Origin of the sequence: Pseudochrobactrum sp. XF203, from assembly GCF_020341615.1 — a bacterium.
Taxonomy (GTDB): domain Bacteria; phylum Pseudomonadota; class Alphaproteobacteria; order Rhizobiales; family Rhizobiaceae; genus Pseudochrobactrum; species Pseudochrobactrum saccharolyticum.
The window spans coordinates 190,516-207,001 of record NZ_CP084393.1 but is presented as its reverse complement, the minus strand read 5'-3'; the positions used below and the strand labels follow the sequence as shown (position 1 = coordinate 207,001).

33 protein-coding genes and 1 tRNA gene are annotated in these 16,486 nt (G+C 48.3%); 16 read left to right on the top strand and 18 right to left on the bottom strand.

Features of this window, described 5'->3' with window-relative positions; genetic code table 11:
• The first annotated feature begins 55 nt into the window (after positions 1 to 55).
• Positions 56 to 280, top strand: a complete 225-nt coding sequence (locus tag LDL70_RS16890; RefSeq protein WP_028233507.1) for a hypothetical protein — start codon at positions 56 to 58, stop codon at positions 278 to 280.
• Positions 281 to 398: 118 nt separating this feature from the next.
• Here LDL70_RS16890 and LDL70_RS16885 read toward each other — a convergent pair whose 3' ends face one another.
• Together LDL70_RS16885 and LDL70_RS16880 are read right to left on the bottom strand one after the other, a co-directional pair.
• Positions 399 to 737 carry a hypothetical protein gene (locus tag LDL70_RS16885; RefSeq protein ID WP_225689198.1) on the bottom strand — a complete coding sequence of 113 codons (339 nt, stop codon included), beginning with the start codon at positions 735 to 737 and terminating at the stop codon, positions 399 to 401.
• Positions 738 to 1,045: 308 nt separating this feature from the next.
• Positions 1,046 to 1,119: transfer RNA gene (locus LDL70_RS16880), tRNA-Gln, on the bottom strand.
• Positions 1,120 to 1,197: 78 nt separating this feature from the next.
• Here LDL70_RS16880 and LDL70_RS16875 point away from each other — a divergent pair.
• Positions 1,198 to 1,437, top strand: coding sequence for a hypothetical protein (locus LDL70_RS16875; RefSeq protein ID WP_116089444.1), 240 nt, complete (start codon positions 1,198 to 1,200; stop codon positions 1,435 to 1,437).
• Positions 1,438 to 1,622: 185 nt separating this feature from the next.
• Here LDL70_RS16875 and LDL70_RS16870 read toward each other — a convergent pair whose 3' ends face one another.
• Complete coding sequence (locus LDL70_RS16870; protein ID WP_225689196.1) at positions 1,623 to 2,162, bottom strand: hypothetical protein; 540 nt, start codon at positions 2,160 to 2,162, stop codon at positions 1,623 to 1,625.
• 90 nt (positions 2,163 to 2,252) lie between these two features.
• Between LDL70_RS16870 and LDL70_RS16865 the strand changes: the two genes are divergently transcribed.
• A complete protein-coding gene (locus LDL70_RS16865; protein ID WP_139316432.1) occupies positions 2,253 to 2,471 on the top strand; it encodes a hypothetical protein in 219 nt (72 codons plus the stop codon).
• An 18-nt stretch (positions 2,472 to 2,489) separates the two neighbouring features.
• On the opposite strand, the gene LDL70_RS16860 is transcribed toward LDL70_RS16865, so the two are convergent.
• From LDL70_RS16860 to LDL70_RS16810, 11 genes are read right to left on the bottom strand one after another with little or no spacing between them, the layout of a single operon-like run.
• Positions 2,490 to 2,753, bottom strand: a complete 264-nt coding sequence (locus LDL70_RS16860) for a DUF2312 domain-containing protein (RefSeq protein ID WP_075656917.1) — start codon at positions 2,751 to 2,753, stop codon at positions 2,490 to 2,492.
• A gap of 10 nt (positions 2,754 to 2,763) precedes the next feature.
• Entirely contained in the window at positions 2,764 to 3,216 is a 453-nt protein-coding gene (locus LDL70_RS16855; protein ID WP_225689194.1) for a helix-turn-helix domain-containing protein, read from the bottom strand.
• Entirely contained in the window at positions 3,213 to 3,365 is a 153-nt protein-coding gene (locus LDL70_RS16850) for a hypothetical protein (protein ID WP_175576070.1), read from the bottom strand. The genes LDL70_RS16855 and LDL70_RS16850 overlap by 4 nt, the downstream gene beginning before the upstream one ends.
• Positions 3,362 to 4,264 carry a DUF1376 domain-containing protein gene (locus tag LDL70_RS16845; RefSeq protein WP_225689192.1) on the bottom strand — a complete coding sequence of 301 codons (903 nt, stop codon included), beginning with the start codon at positions 4,262 to 4,264 and terminating at the stop codon, positions 3,362 to 3,364. Before LDL70_RS16845 ends, LDL70_RS16850 begins: the two co-directional genes overlap by 4 nt.
• The gene (locus LDL70_RS16840) at positions 4,261 to 5,694 is read right to left on the bottom strand and encodes a DnaB-like helicase C-terminal domain-containing protein (protein WP_225689190.1); all 1,434 of its coding nucleotides are present in this window, start codon (positions 5,692 to 5,694) and stop codon (positions 4,261 to 4,263) included. The genes LDL70_RS16845 and LDL70_RS16840 overlap by 4 nt, the downstream gene beginning before the upstream one ends.
• Positions 5,691 to 5,873, bottom strand: coding sequence for a hypothetical protein (locus tag LDL70_RS16835; protein WP_139316334.1), 183 nt, complete (start codon positions 5,871 to 5,873; stop codon positions 5,691 to 5,693). Before LDL70_RS16835 ends, LDL70_RS16840 begins: the two co-directional genes overlap by 4 nt.
• A complete protein-coding gene (locus LDL70_RS16830) occupies positions 5,870 to 6,085 on the bottom strand; it encodes a hypothetical protein (RefSeq protein WP_225689188.1) in 216 nt (71 codons plus the stop codon). Before LDL70_RS16830 ends, LDL70_RS16835 begins: the two co-directional genes overlap by 4 nt.
• Positions 6,069 to 6,335 carry a hypothetical protein gene (locus tag LDL70_RS16825; RefSeq protein WP_225689186.1) on the bottom strand — a complete coding sequence of 89 codons (267 nt, stop codon included), beginning with the start codon at positions 6,333 to 6,335 and terminating at the stop codon, positions 6,069 to 6,071. Before LDL70_RS16825 ends, LDL70_RS16830 begins: the two co-directional genes overlap by 17 nt.
• A gap of 33 nt (positions 6,336 to 6,368) precedes the next feature.
• Entirely contained in the window at positions 6,369 to 6,788 is a 420-nt protein-coding gene (locus LDL70_RS16820; RefSeq protein ID WP_225689184.1) for a hypothetical protein, read from the bottom strand.
• Positions 6,752 to 7,033 carry a hypothetical protein gene (locus tag LDL70_RS16815; RefSeq protein WP_225689182.1) on the bottom strand — a complete coding sequence of 94 codons (282 nt, stop codon included), beginning with the start codon at positions 7,031 to 7,033 and terminating at the stop codon, positions 6,752 to 6,754. The genes LDL70_RS16820 and LDL70_RS16815 overlap by 37 nt, the downstream gene beginning before the upstream one ends.
• A complete protein-coding gene (locus LDL70_RS16810) occupies positions 7,030 to 7,254 on the bottom strand; it encodes a DNA-binding transcriptional regulator (protein ID WP_225689180.1) in 225 nt (74 codons plus the stop codon). Before LDL70_RS16810 ends, LDL70_RS16815 begins: the two co-directional genes overlap by 4 nt.
• A 26-nt stretch (positions 7,255 to 7,280) precedes the next feature.
• On the opposite strand from LDL70_RS16810, the gene LDL70_RS16805 reads away from it, so the two are divergent.
• A complete protein-coding gene (locus LDL70_RS16805; protein ID WP_225689178.1) occupies positions 7,281 to 8,033 on the top strand; it encodes a S24 family peptidase in 753 nt (250 codons plus the stop codon).
• On the opposite strand, the gene LDL70_RS16800 is transcribed toward LDL70_RS16805, so the two are convergent.
• Positions 8,030 to 8,278 (bottom strand): hypothetical protein, encoded by a 249-nt coding sequence (locus tag LDL70_RS16800; protein WP_225689176.1) that lies wholly within the window; start codon positions 8,276 to 8,278, stop codon positions 8,030 to 8,032. The genes LDL70_RS16805 and LDL70_RS16800 overlap by 4 nt on opposite strands.
• 223 nt (positions 8,279 to 8,501) lie before the next feature.
• On the opposite strand from LDL70_RS16800, the gene LDL70_RS16795 reads away from it, so the two are divergent.
• Positions 8,502 to 9,044, top strand: coding sequence for a hypothetical protein (locus LDL70_RS16795; protein WP_225689174.1), 543 nt, complete (start codon positions 8,502 to 8,504; stop codon positions 9,042 to 9,044).
• Entirely contained in the window at positions 9,020 to 9,778 is a 759-nt protein-coding gene (locus LDL70_RS16790) for a hypothetical protein (protein WP_225689172.1), read from the top strand. The genes LDL70_RS16795 and LDL70_RS16790 overlap by 25 nt, the downstream gene beginning before the upstream one ends.
• Before the next feature lie 28 nt (positions 9,779 to 9,806).
• Here LDL70_RS16790 and LDL70_RS16785 read toward each other — a convergent pair whose 3' ends face one another.
• Both LDL70_RS16785 and LDL70_RS16780 read right to left on the bottom strand, forming a co-directional pair.
• Entirely contained in the window at positions 9,807 to 10,100 is a 294-nt protein-coding gene (locus tag LDL70_RS16785) for a hypothetical protein (protein WP_225689170.1), read from the bottom strand.
• A 189-nt stretch (positions 10,101 to 10,289) separates the two neighbouring features.
• Complete coding sequence (locus tag LDL70_RS16780) at positions 10,290 to 10,541, bottom strand: hypothetical protein (RefSeq protein WP_225689168.1); 252 nt, start codon at positions 10,539 to 10,541, stop codon at positions 10,290 to 10,292.
• A gap of 303 nt (positions 10,542 to 10,844) precedes the next feature.
• On the opposite strand from LDL70_RS16780, the gene LDL70_RS16775 reads away from it, so the two are divergent.
• The 7 genes from LDL70_RS16775 to LDL70_RS16745 all read left to right on the top strand — a co-directional run bounded on the left by LDL70_RS16775 (position 10,845) and on the right by LDL70_RS16745 (position 13,633).
• Positions 10,845 to 11,120 (top strand): hypothetical protein, encoded by a 276-nt coding sequence (locus tag LDL70_RS16775; protein ID WP_225689166.1) that lies wholly within the window; start codon positions 10,845 to 10,847, stop codon positions 11,118 to 11,120.
• Entirely contained in the window at positions 11,120 to 11,320 is a 201-nt protein-coding gene (locus tag LDL70_RS16770) for a hypothetical protein (RefSeq protein ID WP_225689164.1), read from the top strand. Before LDL70_RS16775 ends, LDL70_RS16770 begins: the two co-directional genes overlap by 1 nt.
• Positions 11,321 to 11,402: 82 nt before the next feature.
• Positions 11,403 to 12,224: an ERF family protein gene (locus LDL70_RS16765; protein WP_225689162.1), complete on the top strand. Its 822-nt coding sequence runs from the start codon at positions 11,403 to 11,405 to the stop codon at positions 12,222 to 12,224.
• Positions 12,224 to 12,559 carry a hypothetical protein gene (locus LDL70_RS16760; protein WP_225689160.1) on the top strand — a complete coding sequence of 112 codons (336 nt, stop codon included), beginning with the start codon at positions 12,224 to 12,226 and terminating at the stop codon, positions 12,557 to 12,559. The genes LDL70_RS16765 and LDL70_RS16760 overlap by 1 nt, the downstream gene beginning before the upstream one ends.
• A gap of 8 nt (positions 12,560 to 12,567) precedes the next feature.
• Positions 12,568 to 12,993 carry a recombination protein NinB gene (locus LDL70_RS16755; protein ID WP_151157913.1) on the top strand — a complete coding sequence of 142 codons (426 nt, stop codon included), beginning with the start codon at positions 12,568 to 12,570 and terminating at the stop codon, positions 12,991 to 12,993.
• The gene (locus tag LDL70_RS16750; protein ID WP_225689158.1) at positions 12,990 to 13,223 is read left to right on the top strand and encodes a hypothetical protein; all 234 of its coding nucleotides are present in this window, start codon (positions 12,990 to 12,992) and stop codon (positions 13,221 to 13,223) included. The genes LDL70_RS16755 and LDL70_RS16750 overlap by 4 nt, the downstream gene beginning before the upstream one ends.
• A complete protein-coding gene (locus LDL70_RS16745; protein ID WP_225689156.1) occupies positions 13,223 to 13,633 on the top strand; it encodes an HNH endonuclease in 411 nt (136 codons plus the stop codon). The genes LDL70_RS16750 and LDL70_RS16745 overlap by 1 nt, the downstream gene beginning before the upstream one ends.
• A gap of 8 nt (positions 13,634 to 13,641) precedes the next feature.
• Here the strand turns inward: LDL70_RS16745 and LDL70_RS16740 are convergent, their stop codons facing one another.
• Positions 13,642 to 13,809, bottom strand: a complete 168-nt coding sequence (locus tag LDL70_RS16740) for a hypothetical protein (protein ID WP_225689154.1) — start codon at positions 13,807 to 13,809, stop codon at positions 13,642 to 13,644.
• 92 nt (positions 13,810 to 13,901) lie between these two features.
• On the opposite strand from LDL70_RS16740, the gene LDL70_RS16735 reads away from it, so the two are divergent.
• The 3 genes from LDL70_RS16735 to LDL70_RS16725 all read left to right on the top strand — a co-directional run bounded on the left by LDL70_RS16735 (position 13,902) and on the right by LDL70_RS16725 (position 16,435).
• Positions 13,902 to 14,081: a hypothetical protein gene (locus LDL70_RS16735; protein WP_225689152.1), complete on the top strand. Its 180-nt coding sequence runs from the start codon at positions 13,902 to 13,904 to the stop codon at positions 14,079 to 14,081.
• Between the two features lie 157 nt (positions 14,082 to 14,238).
• Entirely contained in the window at positions 14,239 to 15,390 is a 1,152-nt protein-coding gene (locus LDL70_RS16730; RefSeq protein ID WP_225689150.1) for a tyrosine-type recombinase/integrase, read from the top strand.
• Between the two features lie 412 nt (positions 15,391 to 15,802).
• The gene (locus tag LDL70_RS16725; RefSeq protein ID WP_075656896.1) at positions 15,803 to 16,435 is read left to right on the top strand and encodes a LysE family translocator; all 633 of its coding nucleotides are present in this window, start codon (positions 15,803 to 15,805) and stop codon (positions 16,433 to 16,435) included.
• The last annotated feature ends 51 nt before the right edge of the window (positions 16,436 to 16,486 follow it).

Below are 16,486 nucleotides of genomic sequence, written 5' to 3'. Positions count from 1 at the left end.
GCAAATATTCGTAGAGGTGGTAACTTTAGTTTTTACTTACATGCGGGAGGATACAATGCCATTTCGATCTAAGGATTATATCGGGTCTTACACGCCCGAACAGTTGGATATGCTTCAAAACATGTACAACGAAGTTTGCGCTATTTTAGGCGAATGCCCCACCACAGGAGAAAAACGCGAAATAATTGCAAAGGCGGTGATACGTTTAACTGAGCAAGGCGAGAAAGACCCAATCCAGATCGCACATACCATAAAGTTGCTTGCGCCAATTATGTACTAATTCTCACTCCGCAGTGTTTGTCTTTAGTATCACATCTATCCTCTCTCCTGAGGAGATAGAAATGAGCACCCGCGCCGAACCGTGAGGAACGGCGGGGTGAAACCGGCAAATTAAAATCTCAACGCCCTGCAGCAATGTGCGGGTCGATATGCTTGTAGGTATCAACGGCAAGCCGGAAGGCCGAGTTGGGCTGGTTCTGAATATTGTACTCAACAGCATGGGAGTTGGTACTTCGATCAGGCAGCGATGTGATGCCGACAGTGATAACGTCTGCCTTAAAGACATCCGGCACGTCATAGTCAGAAATGGTGAGTTTTACTGCATACACTGCTGGGCTGACATCAAATGCAGCAGCCGGCGTACTCAGGCAGAAGGCGGCAGCAAGCATAGCAATGCAACCGAAGAACATACTTCGTAAAAGTTTCATGCGTTTTCCTTTCAATTTGATATCAGACAATAAAAAACCCCGCACTAAGCGGTGCACCAAGAATTGCATACATATTTACTTAAGAATTTTATATTAGTAATATATAAATTCATGGGGAATTTTTATTACTTTGGAAGGTTGATTATGCATCATTCAAATAATGAAAATCACGCAATTCCGCCTCCTTTAGAAGAGGAGTGTCGAACCTCATTAGAGCGCAAAAGCTCAATCACTACAAATTTAATTTATATAACCACTATATTGATTATATTTAATGCTGTTTATTCAATATCTTGTTTAATTGAGTAGCAAGCTGAGCTGCTTTCCAATGCAACATCTGGTTCCGCCTCATGGGATCGAACCACGACCGGCGCATTCAAACTGCGCTGCCCTACCTTTAGGCGAAGGCGGATTAGCTAAACCATCTAACAGTAGTTGCTTATCTTAAGATCGTCACCTAATCTTACAGTCAGTAATATGGAGGTGATCTATGAGGGACAAGATTCACAAACTTATTGTTGATGCGGTGGTGGTTGATCGCACCCTTAAAGAACCATTCTCAGCCCATGACGTGCGCCGAATATGCCCAGGTTGGGGTTTCCCTCGTTATTATTCCTATCTCGCAGCGAATTGTGCTGAAAATTGTAAAGAGGAGTCTGCACTCTACATGCGGGTTGGGCGGGGAAGATATGTGCTAAATAAATTAGCTGGACTTAATAATCAAAAGTAATAAGAGATGCTCTCGACTACGCGCTCATCTACTGTCATGCTGGGGGGCCACAGATAGCTACGGTTTGAGTGCGTAGTCGCCAATAAAAAAGGCAGCCTTTAAGCTGCCTCTCAAATCGGATTGCGCGTTAAACGCAAATCACCACAATACAAAATATAGTATATTCCGTTATAACGAGCAACAGCCTATTGTGTTTTATACCCCCAATGCACAGCCAGCTCGTCTAACCCATCTTTGAGATAATCGCCTAACGTGGTGCGCTCTCTGTGATTGGCCGCCATATCCTTTATCTCCATGCCCTGCCCGACGACTTTGATCATCAGGTCAAAGGCTTTTCGACCAAGGACAGGCTTGCATTCATTCAACCGCTGCACCGCATCAATCATGCTGTCCGGCAGCGGGTCGATACCTTTACCGCCATCCACCTGCTCGCGGCCATAGTCTATGGCAATTGTGCCTTTCGCGCCCGACCGCTCCCAATATTGACGGAACCGGCCAGCAGCCGCCCATTGTGCATCATTGATATGGCCGCGTGAATAGAGAGTGCCCACGGCGCTTTCCTTGATATTCACATAGGCTTTGATCTTCGGCGGGTTCCAGCTCTCACCCGAGTGATCCGGTGAATAAAACGGATTTGGAACGCGATGCACCCGAATATCGGATTTGAGGGTTCCCACCTCGCCGCGGGAGATTGCTTTGCGCTGTTCTTTTGATGGTGCCGCCATATGTATTTCCCTGCGCTGAATATCTATTGTAACTCTATAAAATACTGCTAATATTGAAACTTGTTGCCACATCATCTGAGGGGTAAACGAGTGCGTATGCAGCGTTTTATGAAGTGGCATTTGTCAGGTGACGACTGGATCGTTATGGATTGCCTGACTGGTGAGGAGGCTTTTGTTGGTGGCGTCAAGTATGGTGCATTGATTGAGGTCGAGGCTGAACGATATGCTGAAACTCTCAATTGGCTACATAGTTATGCACCTCTAAACTCAGCGCCCTGGATTTACGAAGAGCCATACGAAAGAGAATGACTACACACGTCTGCAGCGTTAACTCATTCCCAACGCGTCCATATAAAGCTGGATCATCGCTTCTTCTTCCTGACGCTCATGCGCTTCCTTCTTACGAGCCCGGATGATTGCGCGAACAGCCTTGGTGTCAAAGCCTGAGCCTTTGAGCTCCGCGAACACTTCCTTGATGTCCTCACTGATGGTGCTCTTTTCTTCTTCCAATCGTTCAATGCGCTCGATAAAGGCACGAAGCTGGCCAACTGCAATGGTCTGGGCGCTATCACCGGTAATATCGTCACTCATGGCTTAATCCTTATGCTGCTGATTTCGTTTGTGATTGACTGGTATAAATTCCGTATTTCCGCAGCGCGTGGAGCGCACTTGTGTGATCCACGAAAAACTCTCGCCCAAGGGCAGATAGCGAAATGTCTGGCCAATGGATTTTTGCTGCGCAAATGGCAGCATGTTTAGCTCGAACAACACGAACAGTTCTGTTTTTCTCATCCAAAGTTTCCTTTGGGACATTGAACAGATCAGCGGCCATCATCCGCAATTCCTCAAATGTCTCGAACTGCAAGGAAACAAGCAACTCAGCTGATATTAAAACGTCAGGGATGGTGCTGTTATGCGTCTGCGTTTTATGTTCACGCTGTTTAGATCGACGCTTTTTCCATACCCGCTGAACGAATTTAGGATTCATTCCGCGATAGATGCTCACATCTTCAACACTGGAGCCGCGACATCCAAAATCCACTTCTGTTTTCATTTCCCTGCCTGCCTCATGCGTTTGAAATTATTGATCTGCGCGGTTCGCTCAAGGTGGATCAGTTGTTCAATTTCAGCCTCTGGCCTGCCCATAGCTGCCGCGATTTCCAGCGTATCTTTCCCCATGCGGAACATATCGAGTGCCGTCATGCCGCCACTCCGATGATCTGCCAGCCCTTGCCATCGTTCGGCTTGAGAAGATGCTCAGGAATGCGGCAACCATCCTGCCATGGAAGAGCGCCAAGCAGAGGGTTCCAGCGGCGATGCAGCCTTGCTTGCTCAAGAAAAAACTCGAGTTTGCGCTCCTGCTCTGCCTGCGGCAGTGCGAAAACATCAATCTTTGTCACGGTCGCAGGCTTCGCCAGCCCTTCACCGGCTTTGATACGGTTGTTGTAAGCATCACGGATCGCACCGACGAAATATGCCCATGAATTGGCTGGTTTAGACATTCGGGACGCAACAGCGCGGATTGTCGGTAGAATATCCGCTTCCAGATCAACGCCATTGTTGATCAGCTCCAAGATAGTTCCGACAACCAGTGAACCGTGCGGTTGGATTTTACCGTCCACCGCTTCCGTCAGCTTTTTCGTTAAATCTCTGAGGTCGAGATTTTGCTTTTGAGAAAGATCAGCAGCAGCCTCGCGCACATGCGCGTTAGAAGCTTTAGCTTCTTTTGGTTCTGGTTCTGATTGGTCGAACCGTGGTGATTTTAAGTCTTTGATTTTATTAGAACGAGAACGATTTTCAGCTTGTTTATCTTGAAGTTTTCTCAGAGTTTCGAGCTCGATAATTGCGCGTTCATTTGTCAGAAACTCGCCGCTCACGATAATTTTGCCCATAGCAACAAGCGATCCGCGCAATGAATTCCACTTCCGAACAGTGCATCCAAGCAGACCGGAAATGTAACGTGCATCATCAGGGAGATTGCCGCCCTGCATGTAAATCAGATCAAGGACGAGCCGATAAGCAGCCTTTGTTTCGAAGTCCATTCCTATGGTGCCCTCGATAAAGTCACGTGGATATGCCTTGTAATATGGGAGGCCATTCATGCTTCATACCTCGCTGCGTTTCTGACAGCAGAACAAGCGACATCAATGAACAGATCAACCTGTGTGACCGGTCCGTTGCGCTGCTTTGCAATGTGGAATTCAAGCTTGTTTTTGACTTCTGCCAGCCTGTCCTGACGGGCAATTTCCTTATCCATATCATCGTGCTTTTCACGCTCAAGGTAGTAAGCCTCGCGGTAAAGAAAGATGATTGTGTCGGCATCTTGCTCGATGGCTCCGCTATCACGCAGAGCAGACAGCTGAGGGCGTTTATCGGCTTGTTGGTCCACAGCACGGTTTAACTGGGAGAGAAGCACAACAGAAATATCGTACTCACGCGCCATAGATTTGAGCGCACCGGTCATTTCTGCAATTTCATTTGTGCGGTTGCCGGAATAGCGATTACTGGCGCGGATCAGCCCAAGATGGTCAATCATCAGGCAATCAAGAGTATGACCGGCCTTTTCAGAGGCTTCCAGCATCACTTCAAGTTTGACGCGGATATCCGAAATAGAAAGCCCGGACTGCTCTTCAATGAGCAACGGCAGGCCGTCCATTTCTTTCTGAACGCGCTTCAATGCATAGAGGTCTGGCTGAGACAATCGACCTGTGACTAAATCCTGATAAGGAATACGAATATTATCGTCATAGGCCAGATCCGACACGGCTCTGGCCGCCAGCTTCTCAGCATCCATTTCGAGGGAAATAAAGCCAACGCCATGACCCTGCTTGGCAAGTTTGCAGCCAACAGACATTGCAACGGAAGTTTTACCCATTGATGGACGCGCACCAATCAGCGTCAGATCGCGCTTATGAATACCGCCGGTTACATGATTGATGTCTGACAATCCCCACGACAGGCCGGTAATACCTGTGCCGGTCGCCATAGCTATTTCAGCAGCAATGATTGCGTTAGATGCGGCGTGAGATACAGACACCTGAGACTTGCGTTTAGAGCCGCGGCGCAAATCAGAAACGATATCATCAAAAATCACGCCAGCCTTAGTGACAAGCTCAGCGGGATTGGAGTTCGGATCACGTGCAGCTGCACTCAGGCTTTCGGCCTGATCTGCCAGTGCCAGCCGTGCTGATTGCTCAATAACCTGCTTGGCGCTCTTCTCGATATTGGCAGAGCCAAGCACTGACGAAGTGGCAAGGCGCGCCAGATAATGCGATATACCCTGCCCTGTAGACTGCTCGTGCGTTTCTGCTACAGTTTGAGGTAACAGCTTGACCAGAATATCAGGACGAGCAGAATTAAAGCGCTCATGTGCCGAAGCTATCGCCTGATAGATATGCTGGTGTACAGGTTCAATGAAGTGTCTGGCTTCCAGCATAGATGCTACACGGCTAAAGCCACCAAGCATCAGCGAACCAAGAACCTCTTGTTCAATTTCAATAACAAAATCAGCTTGGTTGAGTGCAATGGTCATATCGCACCCAAGTTTTTCTGAATGATTGGGCATTCATAGCAGTAGAAAGCTTTCAGGCAGCGTTTAGCCTCAATCGCATCTAAAAATGCGCCTGTGCTATCAGCCTTGGCCTTGGCATCGACATAAGCCTGCCAGAGGATAAGTTCATCTGTTGTGACTGACATAAGTACTGGCTTCATGCTGCCTCACTTTCGCGCTCTTGACGGCGGGAGATTTCGGCATCAATCAACGTCACAACCTGACGGCGATGCTGTAAAATCTCTTCCTGCTGAATGAACCAAGCCTCACCGCGCGTTTTATTGATCCGGTGAAGCGATATGAAATCTTTGAGGGAATTGACTTGTCCCTCGGCAATTGTGCGCATAGTGCGCAGATTAAGAGTGGCCGACATGCGGCACCCGATAGGTTTGAGTGCCGCCGAATAGGTCGTCACCGGAGGGCAAAACCATGTGATTAGCGATGAGCCAAAGCGCAGACGAAAACCCAACTTTCTTGCCGTCAGGGTGTGTGAAGTAGATGAAGCCATTACCTTTCATCGTTGCCTCCTCTGACGTAGAGGATTGTCGGACAAGTGCCCCCCCCTGACGAAGGCGAGAAAGAACTGGTTTTGCATGATGAGGTATTTTCAATTCCTGTTTCATTCCTGCCGCCTCTTATTGATTTCCAGATGTCTGTTATTCTGCTGCTTTGTTCGCTTCGTCAGACGCGTCCAAAAGTGCCGGAATTTCTGCGTCAACTCGTGGAGCTTCCTTCCCAGCAACAAGATCAGAGAGCCCGATAAGTTTCGAATTACGGGCATGTGCCAATTCCCTCTCTGTTTCATATGCTTTTTCTGATGCCTGACATGCGAGTTCATAGGCGCGAACAATCGCCCCGTATGCGGACACAGGCATATCTTTGATGTTTCGGTATCTCAGACGATGCAGCCATGTTGCAGGCACACCAAATCGACGCTCGGCGCGGTGCATTGCGGCTTCAACCGTGTCGCCCGCCCCGCGATATGACCGGTTCAGGATGTACTCAGACATCCCACGGGCATGACTGATGTAATCCACACTCATTTTGTCAGATCTTTCAAAACCTTTGTCGGACATTGCAAAACCTCTCCGTTACGTTTGACCTTGCGACGGACAAACGAGACAGGAGCAACCAGTGCATGGAGCCAGTGGGAAAGATTGCGCTGCGCATACTGAATAAAAACAGACATGCGCAGATACACCGCCAAAGGACGGGAATTGATGGCCGAGACGATCAAGCGGGGGCAAAGAGCCGTCTCGGCCTCACCGGCGGGAGGAGTGACCGGTGATATGAAACTGAATGATGGGGTCGCGTGGCTCATGCTGCGCGATCCTTTTTCTTGGAACTTTTTACAGTGTCTGCGATCAAACGATCGATAAACGCCTTGGCAGCACCTCTTTTAGGTACGCCTTCATTCTCCCATCGCCACACAGTAGACAGGTTAACGCCCGCCATTTCTGCAAGCTGTGGCTGAGTTAATTTCAGAGAACGCCGAATGGCGGCAAGGTCAATATGAACGTGTTCCATGCGCAAAGTATGCATAACGCAAACTTTATAGTCAAGTCGAAATGCATACTAATAATGTGCATATTGCAAGCATGACTCAAGATGACCGACCTGCTCCTGCCAAGCGACTTGAAGAGGCACGTGTTGCGCGAGGCTTTAAGACAGCCAAAGCAGCATGCGAATATTTCGGCTGGAATTATGTCAGCTACTCTCAGCACGAGAGCGGGCAACGAGGTCTGTCGCGTGTCGCCGACCGATATGCAGCGGCTTTTCGTGTCGGCGAAGGCTGGCTACTTACCGGCGAAGGTCGCGGCCCTTCTGGGGAGCACGAAGACCTCCCAGCTGCCCCGCAAAAAGAACAAACTGCTGAGCGCGTCGAAGGCTTCACGCCAACGATAATCCCAGGCAAAGAACTGGTCGGCAATCGTGATTTCCCTATCTACGCTGCAGCAATGGGTGGCGATGGGCACACAATTATCACCTTTGATGCAATCGACTATGTGAAGCGGCCAGCCATTCTTGAAAACGTCAAAGATGCTTATGGCGTCTATATTGTTGGCGACAGCATGGAGCCAGCTTATGAGCAAGGGGATATGGCACTTGTTCACCCTCACTTGCCGCCAGCTCGTGGAAAAGACGTGATTTTATTTCATGTTCCACCGGCCAACGAAGCAGAATGCATCATTAAGCGTTTGGTTGGCTTTAATGACTTCGAGTGGAAGCTTAGGCAATACAATCCTGCAAAGGATTTCACCGAATACCGCGCATCGTTCCCTTACTGTCACCGTGTCGTTGGCAAATACAGCGGGCGCTAATCCGCCCTCTCCAGCTCTAAAATCTCCTCCGGCAGCTCACCAATTGCAACCAAAAGCCTTGGAACAGAGTAATCGCCCGTATTGATGTCGGCCACTCTGACAAAGGCAATTACAGCCGCTTTGTATAATGACAGCCTTTCTGCCAGACGACGTGCTTGTGAAGCGTCCTGCACTTGAATAGGAGCATCAGGCGAGTAGCAGCCTTTAGCCTGATTAAAACTCTGCACCACAAACAGTTCAGCCATTACGCAAACTCCCAGCGACTGATTCAGCTTTATCTTGACCATGTGGAGTGAACATAGCAAGAACAACTTTACGCAAGCGAACAGATTTTTAACGGATGGTTAAGGATGCGCTAGATGTGGTGACGTGGGGAATTGGGGAAACAAGTGATCATATTTAGAGTTGTGGATGATCGGATAGGAATCGGCTACTCATGTAAAAACGATAATTGTTGCGGCGGGGGAAATGAACTCACATCAAATTGACCAAATATTTAACTTCTTGGACACAGTGAATAAGTCTGAAAAAACCTTTGATGACTTCTCAAAGTGGGATGAATACACAGACCGATCCTCTGGAAAGCTACGTTATGTTACGGCAATTCAGTTAAATGGCATTCTTGGGGGTGGTGTTTCCATAAGGATTACAACTCCTAAAGAAACATGGGAAGTAGATGTTTATGGCCAGATTGAAGTGCGCCCACCACGCATGAAGCGCTCCCTCAGAGTTAACCCAATTGAATGGAGGCCATTGCGTCCCCATGTTAACTCTGCGACAGCTCCATCCCCATATGGATTGCAACAATACTTTGATCGCTGGCATCCATATGATTTAAACAAGCCATTAGGTATAGGGGCATTCGACCAGTCAGACAAAGGCGTTGCGACGCCTTTACCTCGTGCAATATCATCTTTTTCGGAGTACCTTGAATTATGTTCCGAGATTTGGAAATGCCCAGACGTTAAAGGGATACCTACACCGCCATGGTCTCCACAGCTAACATTTTAAATCATAATCTTGAGAAGATTGCACATAGCGTTGCAAAACAGCTGTCGTTTGCAAAAATCTCAGGCAAATCAGCCTTTATTAGTACAGGGGTCTTATACCCAAACGGCACATCGGTTGTCGTTAGAATTGACGAAATAAATAATAACTATCTTGTGTCAGATGATGGTTATGCCGCTTGCCTCGCTGAAACAATGGGTATCAAAGATATATTTTTTAAAGTCGCTGGAGCAACTGCAAGACGCTCAGGAATTGAATACGACAACCACGCGTTTTTTCTAAACAAAATTCCTACGTTAAATCTACCATTTGCGGTTATGTTGATTGCAAATGCTTCATCTCAATCAATTGAAAAGACAATATTTTCCGCGGATCTGATTCGCATTAAGCCTTCAAGGCAGCTATTTGAGCAAAAAATGATCGAAGCTTTTGGCAAAAAAGCCTCGTTTGACGTAGGTATCTTGGGTGCAACAAAAGAATGGAAAGTCGATGGAGCTTATATCGAAAACAGCCATGTAATCGCTGCATATGAATACGTATCTCCATCTTTTAATGCTATTGCTGCAGCCCACCTTAAAATGGGCGACATAACAATTATGGATAGCGCTCCCAAAACTGTAATTGTTTTAGAAAATTACAAAGCCACAGATGCTGCCATGCGACAAATATTATCGTCCTCAGTCAATCAGGTGATCTCTGCAGATAGTCCATCTGATAGCTATCGTATTGCAGCGTGATGAACCATTATATATTTTACAGCGCCGGTCACTCAGGCGCTTTTCTTTTGCGCTTAAGTGCTAATAACTCCGCCTTACGATTGCGTTTTGCATTTTTTTCCCCCCGTAGCTTTTCCTTAAGAACGCAAATAAGTAGCGCATCAACCAGATCCATTTGAGAATTATGCCCCATTGAATACTGATGTAAGGCCTCCTTCTGTAAAGCAAGGCCTTTCCTGCTACTCAGATTGATATCGGTCACTGAGCAAACATGAGATACCGCAAGATTAATTAACCTCATATCCCTCTTGACCGAGCTGTTTTTGCTTGCTGCGATTGACATATTTCCCTCCCATTGCGTTAGAATTTTCTAACGAATTATAGAGAAGCGACCAGCTTTCAAGACGTATGCGGTACATAACTCTATGACGAGAAAATTCGCGAGTAGCGAGAAGAAATAATTTGATAAAATTTGCATTAGTTGAATATGCAGAAAGCGCCAGTTTTCCGGCGCTCAGAATTTGCGTTTGATCTAGTGCTCTATAATCCGCTCATGTTTTCGTTTTAACTTATCGGCCATATTAATTCGCCTAAGCATCAAATCTACCAGCTCTTTCGGATCATGATGGCCGACCATGTATTCGCGAACAACGGAATTCGCTATTGCCTGCCCTTCTTCACTTTTTAATTCAATGAATGTGGCGGCGCAGATTTCTGAAAGCGCATTATTAATAATCGAAATATCTGCTTTGTCGATTACATTCCTCTGTGTGGATTTATTCACTTTAGTATCCTCCCGCCCTCTTTTGGGAGTATTCCGCAGAGAGGGCAAGGACAGAGTAACATGGTTAATGCGCATCCCCTAATCATCATTAACTACTAATTATGGTCGCCCGCCTCGTGCGGGCTTTTTGCTGCCCTGATTCTAGCATGGTTGGGGTAAAAAGCATACATCGTAGTATGCATTCATACATTTAATTCTCATTTTGCATACTTTTATATTGACTGCATAGTTTGCATTATGCATACTGTATCCATCAACAGCGCGAAGAAGCAACCGCCGATCCGCTAAACGATGGAGAGAAACATGCGATACCCGTTTTGCACTGATCTGAGCGATAAAGCTCTCGGCATTACACTGTTTCAGGATTTTGAATGTGAAGTCGATGTGTCCCTGATCTGGGATAACGGCGAGCCGGTTCTTGAAGTAAACGCGGTCTATCTGGACGGTGAAAACCTGTCCAAAGGTGAAAGCGCATCGCAGTTTCTCGTTCATATGATCGCGGACAAGGCAGAGCGCGACGATGACCTCCTGACACGCCTCATTGAAGATGAAGAAGTCCGTTTTCCGAGGGCTGCGTGATGGTCAATTATTACCGCGTTTCCACTCTTGCAGCCAATATTTCTCAAGATGCCGCAATGGCTCATGCGTTCCGGCTGTCCGGCGCAACTCAGGACTGGCCAATGGCTGGCTCACACGTTGCCGAGCATTTCGAACGCCTTGCGGAGGCGCTTGGCTACAAAGTCGAAAAAATCAACGCACCTGAACTGAGGGCGGCATGAACGGCTTTATCCAAGACCTCTGCTCCCTCGCCTCAATGTCAATCTTTGTGGCTGTTTTACTCACTTATATCGGAGCATTTTCATGAGCGCCGCACCCGCAATTATCGAACAGACAACAGAACTCCAGCCGGTTCAGCAGAGCGAAGTCGCTGCCATCATTCAGGTGATTGAACGCGCGGCCATGAACCCGAATGTCGATATCGACAAGATGGAGCGTCTGTTGCAGATGCAGGAGCGCGTTATCGAGCGCAATGCAAAAGCAGCCTTCAATGCGGCCTTTGCCCGTATGCAGCCCGATCTGCCAGCTATTGAGAAGAACGGCAAAAGCAACAACGGCGCTTATGGTCTTTGGGAGGATATTCAGGGCGGCATCCAGCCGGTGCTTGCCAAGCATGGCTTTGCTTTGTCATTCAAAACCAAAGTCGAACAGGACGCCATTACCGTTACAGCCATTCTTCACCATGAAGAAGGCCATGACGACAGCACAGACCTAAAACTGCCAACGGATAAGAGCGGCAGCAAGAACGCTGTGCAGGCGGTTGGCTCCTCAGTCAGCTATGGCAAGCGTTACGCAGCCTGTGCCCTGCTCAATATCCGCGTCGGCGGTGAAGATGATGATGGATCAGCAACCGGTGAAATCGTCAATCATGATCAGCGTCCCACCGCACCGAGCAAATCCAGTGCCGCACTAAAACGCGCCGACGCGAACGGTGACGATGCATGGAGCCGCCTTATCAAAGACGTTCGCGCCGATATGGCTGATTGCCAGTCACTCGTCAGGCTTGAAGCCATCAAGCAACATTATCGCAGCCGAGCAACCGGTGAACGCTGGCCACGCGCTTGGATGGATGCACTTGCCAATGAATTTGAAACTTACGCTCAGGCATTCGGAGAACAAGCATAATGGCTAAGAAAATTCGCGATCTCGCTGTCAAAGTCGGTTCCTACACTGATCGCAATTCAGGGCAGGAAAAAGCTCGGTGGGAAAGTGTCGGCGCACTCATGCAAAATGATGAAGATCAAAGCTATTTCATCATGCTCAAAAAGACATTCAACCCTGCCGGCGTCTCAGGTCAGGACGGCAGAGAAAGCATCCTGATCAGTGCGTTTATTCCACAAGATCAGCGCGAAACACATCAGTCCAGCCAACAGAACCCATCTCGCCAGTCCGAACAGTCCTATGCGCAGCAGTCAGGTGGGCATGGAAGTGGCTTTGATGATCCAAATATTCCGTTCTGAGGTACCTCATGGAAAAGCAGCGTTACACCATTGTAAATCCGCAGGTTCGCCAGAATGCAATCAGAGCGCTCATGGCTCTGCCTGACGGTCACACAGCAACCTTTGCACCACCAACCAGAAGCGGAGGCCAGAATGATTTCTTTCATTCAATTTGTTCTGACATTGCGAAGTCTGGCTTTGAGTGGGCTGGCAAACCGCGAAAACCGGAAGAATGGAAAGTTCTGCTCGTTTCCGGTCACACAAAAGCAACGCAGGGCGAAGTCGAATTTGTGCCGGGGCTTGAAGGTGAATTCGTAAACATCCGCGAAAGCACCGCCCGCATGTCAGTTAAACGCGCCGCCTCTTTGCTCGAATACGCGCTGGCGTGGTGCGCCGATCATCATATCCCCCTCACCGACACACGACGCCAAGGCTACCTTATGGAGGCAGCATGATTATTCAGTTCCTCATTTCAAAACTGCGCAAGCTTCTTGGCTATCAGGACGATCCATTGCCAGAGCTTCGCGCCACCGCTGAAACTCTCAAGGCCACTATAGCCAAAGCCAAGAAAGACAAGAAGCGATACAGCCACCTTGAGCGTGAACTGCTCAGAACCACAGCTGTAATCGTCGCCATTGAACGCGGCATTCCTTACCGCAATGGCTCTCTGGATTGGGGGCGCTGATGGCCCGTACAGTCAAAGAATGGATCGGCAAGACTGACGACACGAAAATCCCGCCACGCGTGAGCCAAAGGGTTTTTGATCGTGCAAATGGTATCTGCCACTGCTGCAATATTCCGATCAAAGTCCCGTTTGAAACATGGGATGCAGATCACCGAATTGCACTGATTAACGGTGGCGATAACCGTGAAAGCAACTTAGCCCCTGCTCACTCTCACTGCCACATTAAAAAGACAAGGCAGGACGTAGCAGAGAAAGCAAAAGTTGCAAGCGTTCGCGGGAAGCATATCGGCGCAAAGCGCCCGTCATCAAAGCTTTCCGGCAAGAAACAACCAAAGCCGCCACTCACAAAAATCGTTCAGAAGCGTCGCTCACTATTCGAGCCAATCCAGCCACAGGAGCGCATGCAATGACAGATAGTTTAATGTTTACTGCTGCCCATCAGTTCCCGATCAAGCTTATTAAGCAAATCAACCATATCGTCAGCAGCATCCCTATCAAGGCCAACCTGCAAAGATCCATCGACCATAGTTATGAAACCAGTAGCTCTATCAATAATAGCCCAAGTGCCGTTCACATCTTGTTTCATATCATATCGGCTTTCAGACACCGGAAGAACCTCAAAAATAAGAATCCTATAGCACAATCATTATCAGATCCAGCTATTGGAGGGACAGTCGTATGACAAGAGATGAGCTGATTGTTCAGATAGGGCTATTGAAGGCTGAAGAAAAACAAGAGCAATCCAAAATTGCAACCGCTGAAACAAATATCATCCGGTTAAGGCGTAAAATCCGCGAATTGAAGCGCCAAGTTTTCAAAGCCTCACCACTCGCACCGGAAGGAGGGAATGAATGTTAAACACATCTGGCCCACTCGGCCGTGTTTATACGCTGAATGAAGCTGCAGAATATTTGAGAATGAACAGCCGGTCAGTTGCAAAGGTGGCGCGTAAAAGCGGCCTCTGCTCCGTTAATGGCCGCGACCTTTTGTTTAGTGATAGTGACCTTCTGGCAATATGGGATTCAATGCGATGCCCCTCATCAAATTCAGGCGCGGAGACAAAGGAAACTGGATCATCCGCGGTACAGTGCGAGGACAAAGCGTTTATGAATCTACAGGAACGAGCGATGAGCAAGCAGCGGAAGCAATTCGCGTCCAAGCGGAGGTTCGCCTATTAAATGAAAGTGTTTACGGAAAGAAGGCCGTAGTAACTTTTCAGGAAGCTGCAGAATCCTTTGTGAGTTCTGGCGGGTCTGACCGGTTCATATTTGAAATCAGGAAGAAAACACAAAAGCCAGTCGGACTTGCCGTTCACTTTCGCAATAAACTGCTCCACACGATCACTCAGCGCGATCTGGATGAAGCCGCACGAAAGCTCTATCCGGGCTGCCTGCCTGAAACCTTGGTTCGCCAGTGCTACGCACCGTTCATTGCTGTGTGGAACCATGCTGTTCGAAACCAGTGGGCAGAACCTCGTCAATGGTCACGACCGAAGAAAGCAAAAGGCACAGCTATCCTCAATAAGAAATATCGCTCTGGCTCTCATCCAGTATCATATGATCACGCTATGTCATTTATTGCCGGTATGTCACCAGCACCTGCAATGGTCATGACAACTCTGTTTTTGACCGGCATGCGCCCTATTGAGTTATTCGCACTCCAAAGCAAAGACGTGGACATCAGCAACCGATGGCTTGTTGTTCAAAGCAGCAAAATCGGAGAGAAGCGCGGCGTACCAATCCACGATTATCTTGTACCACTTTTCACTGCTCTGAAAGTGCGTACCGGTCAGATGTTTTTAACTCATAAGCGCGAACCATACCCGCTGACCGAAGAGTACGGCGGCCAGCTGGCGACGGCAATTACCGGAGCGCGCAAGCGAACCGGCATCAAGGATATTTCACCTTATACAGCTCGACATAGTTTTAGCACTCAGCTTGTGATCAATGGTGTGCACCCATACATCAAAGATCAGATACTTGGTCACGTTGCCGACGATATGAGCAGGCTTTACACAACAGTGCCGCAACAGCCTTTGATTGAAGCGGTAAACAGCATCAAGCTCGCTGCTGGATGGAGCGAATTTATCTGGTATTCAGACCCGATTAAATGGGAGGGACGGCTTATTAGCTGGAGCAAAAAATCACACGCCACCAAGGCAGCGTAGTGCATTATCCGTGCAAGGCGATTTTTCAAGCTTCTATTTCAATGTAAATTCAGCGCCTTATCAAAAGAGAGAAATTCCATTGGTAATGGAGAGGTCGAGAGTTCAATCCTCTCTCGCAGCACCAGTTTTCCCTAACAAATCAAGTATATGTAAAGCGCCTTATTCGGGCGCTTTTTTTCAATTCTGCATGAACGCACGGAACTAAGCGCAAAGATTCGTGCATAATCCGTGCAAGCAAGCTCATACATCATTCCCTGCACATTGGTTTCCGCCCAGTTCATAAGCAACCTCAGGCGCTCGAATCTGTATTGACTCTCATACGCAATGAAACATTTTAAAATCATTCATTGAAGTTCCTGAAATTCTGTCATTCCCTGCTGTGGGAATAAGGAAGAAGCAGAGGAGTGTCCCGGTGCCCGAAATAAGTAGTCTGCTTGCTTTTGCGCTTATCGCACTCGGCATGGTGCTCACGCCCGGACCAAATATGGTTTACCTCATTTCACGGTCGATCTGCCAAGGCCGCACGGCAGGGCTGATCTCACTCGGCGGTGTTGCCCTCGGCTTTGTGTTCTACATGCTCTGCGCTGCGCTCGGCATTACAGCGATTGTTATGGCTGTGCCCTACGCCTATGACGCGCTGCGTTTCGGAGGCGCGCTCTATCTGCTCTATTTAGCGTGGCAGGCGGTAAAACCGGGAGGCAGATCGCCGTTTCAAGTGAAGGATTTGCCAAAGGATAGCCCCCGTAAGCTTTTTATGATGGGATTTCTGACGAACCTGCTCAATCCCAAAATCGCAGTCATGTATCTGTCGCTCCTGCCACAATTCATAAGCCCCGATCATGGCAGTGTGCTTGTTCAATCCTTAGCCCTCGGCTTTACGCAAATCATCATCAGCGTGACTGTCAATGCGATGATCGCTATCGCTGCCGGTTCAATCGCAGCCTTCCTTGCCAGCCGTCCGACATGGCTGGTTATACAAAGATGGCTGATGGGTACGGTACTCGCAGGCCTTGCCATACGTATGGCAACGGAAGCGCGCCGTTAGAGGCTCAATAAAAAATCACCAAAGAACAGAAAAGGCCGCTGTCGTCGGGAA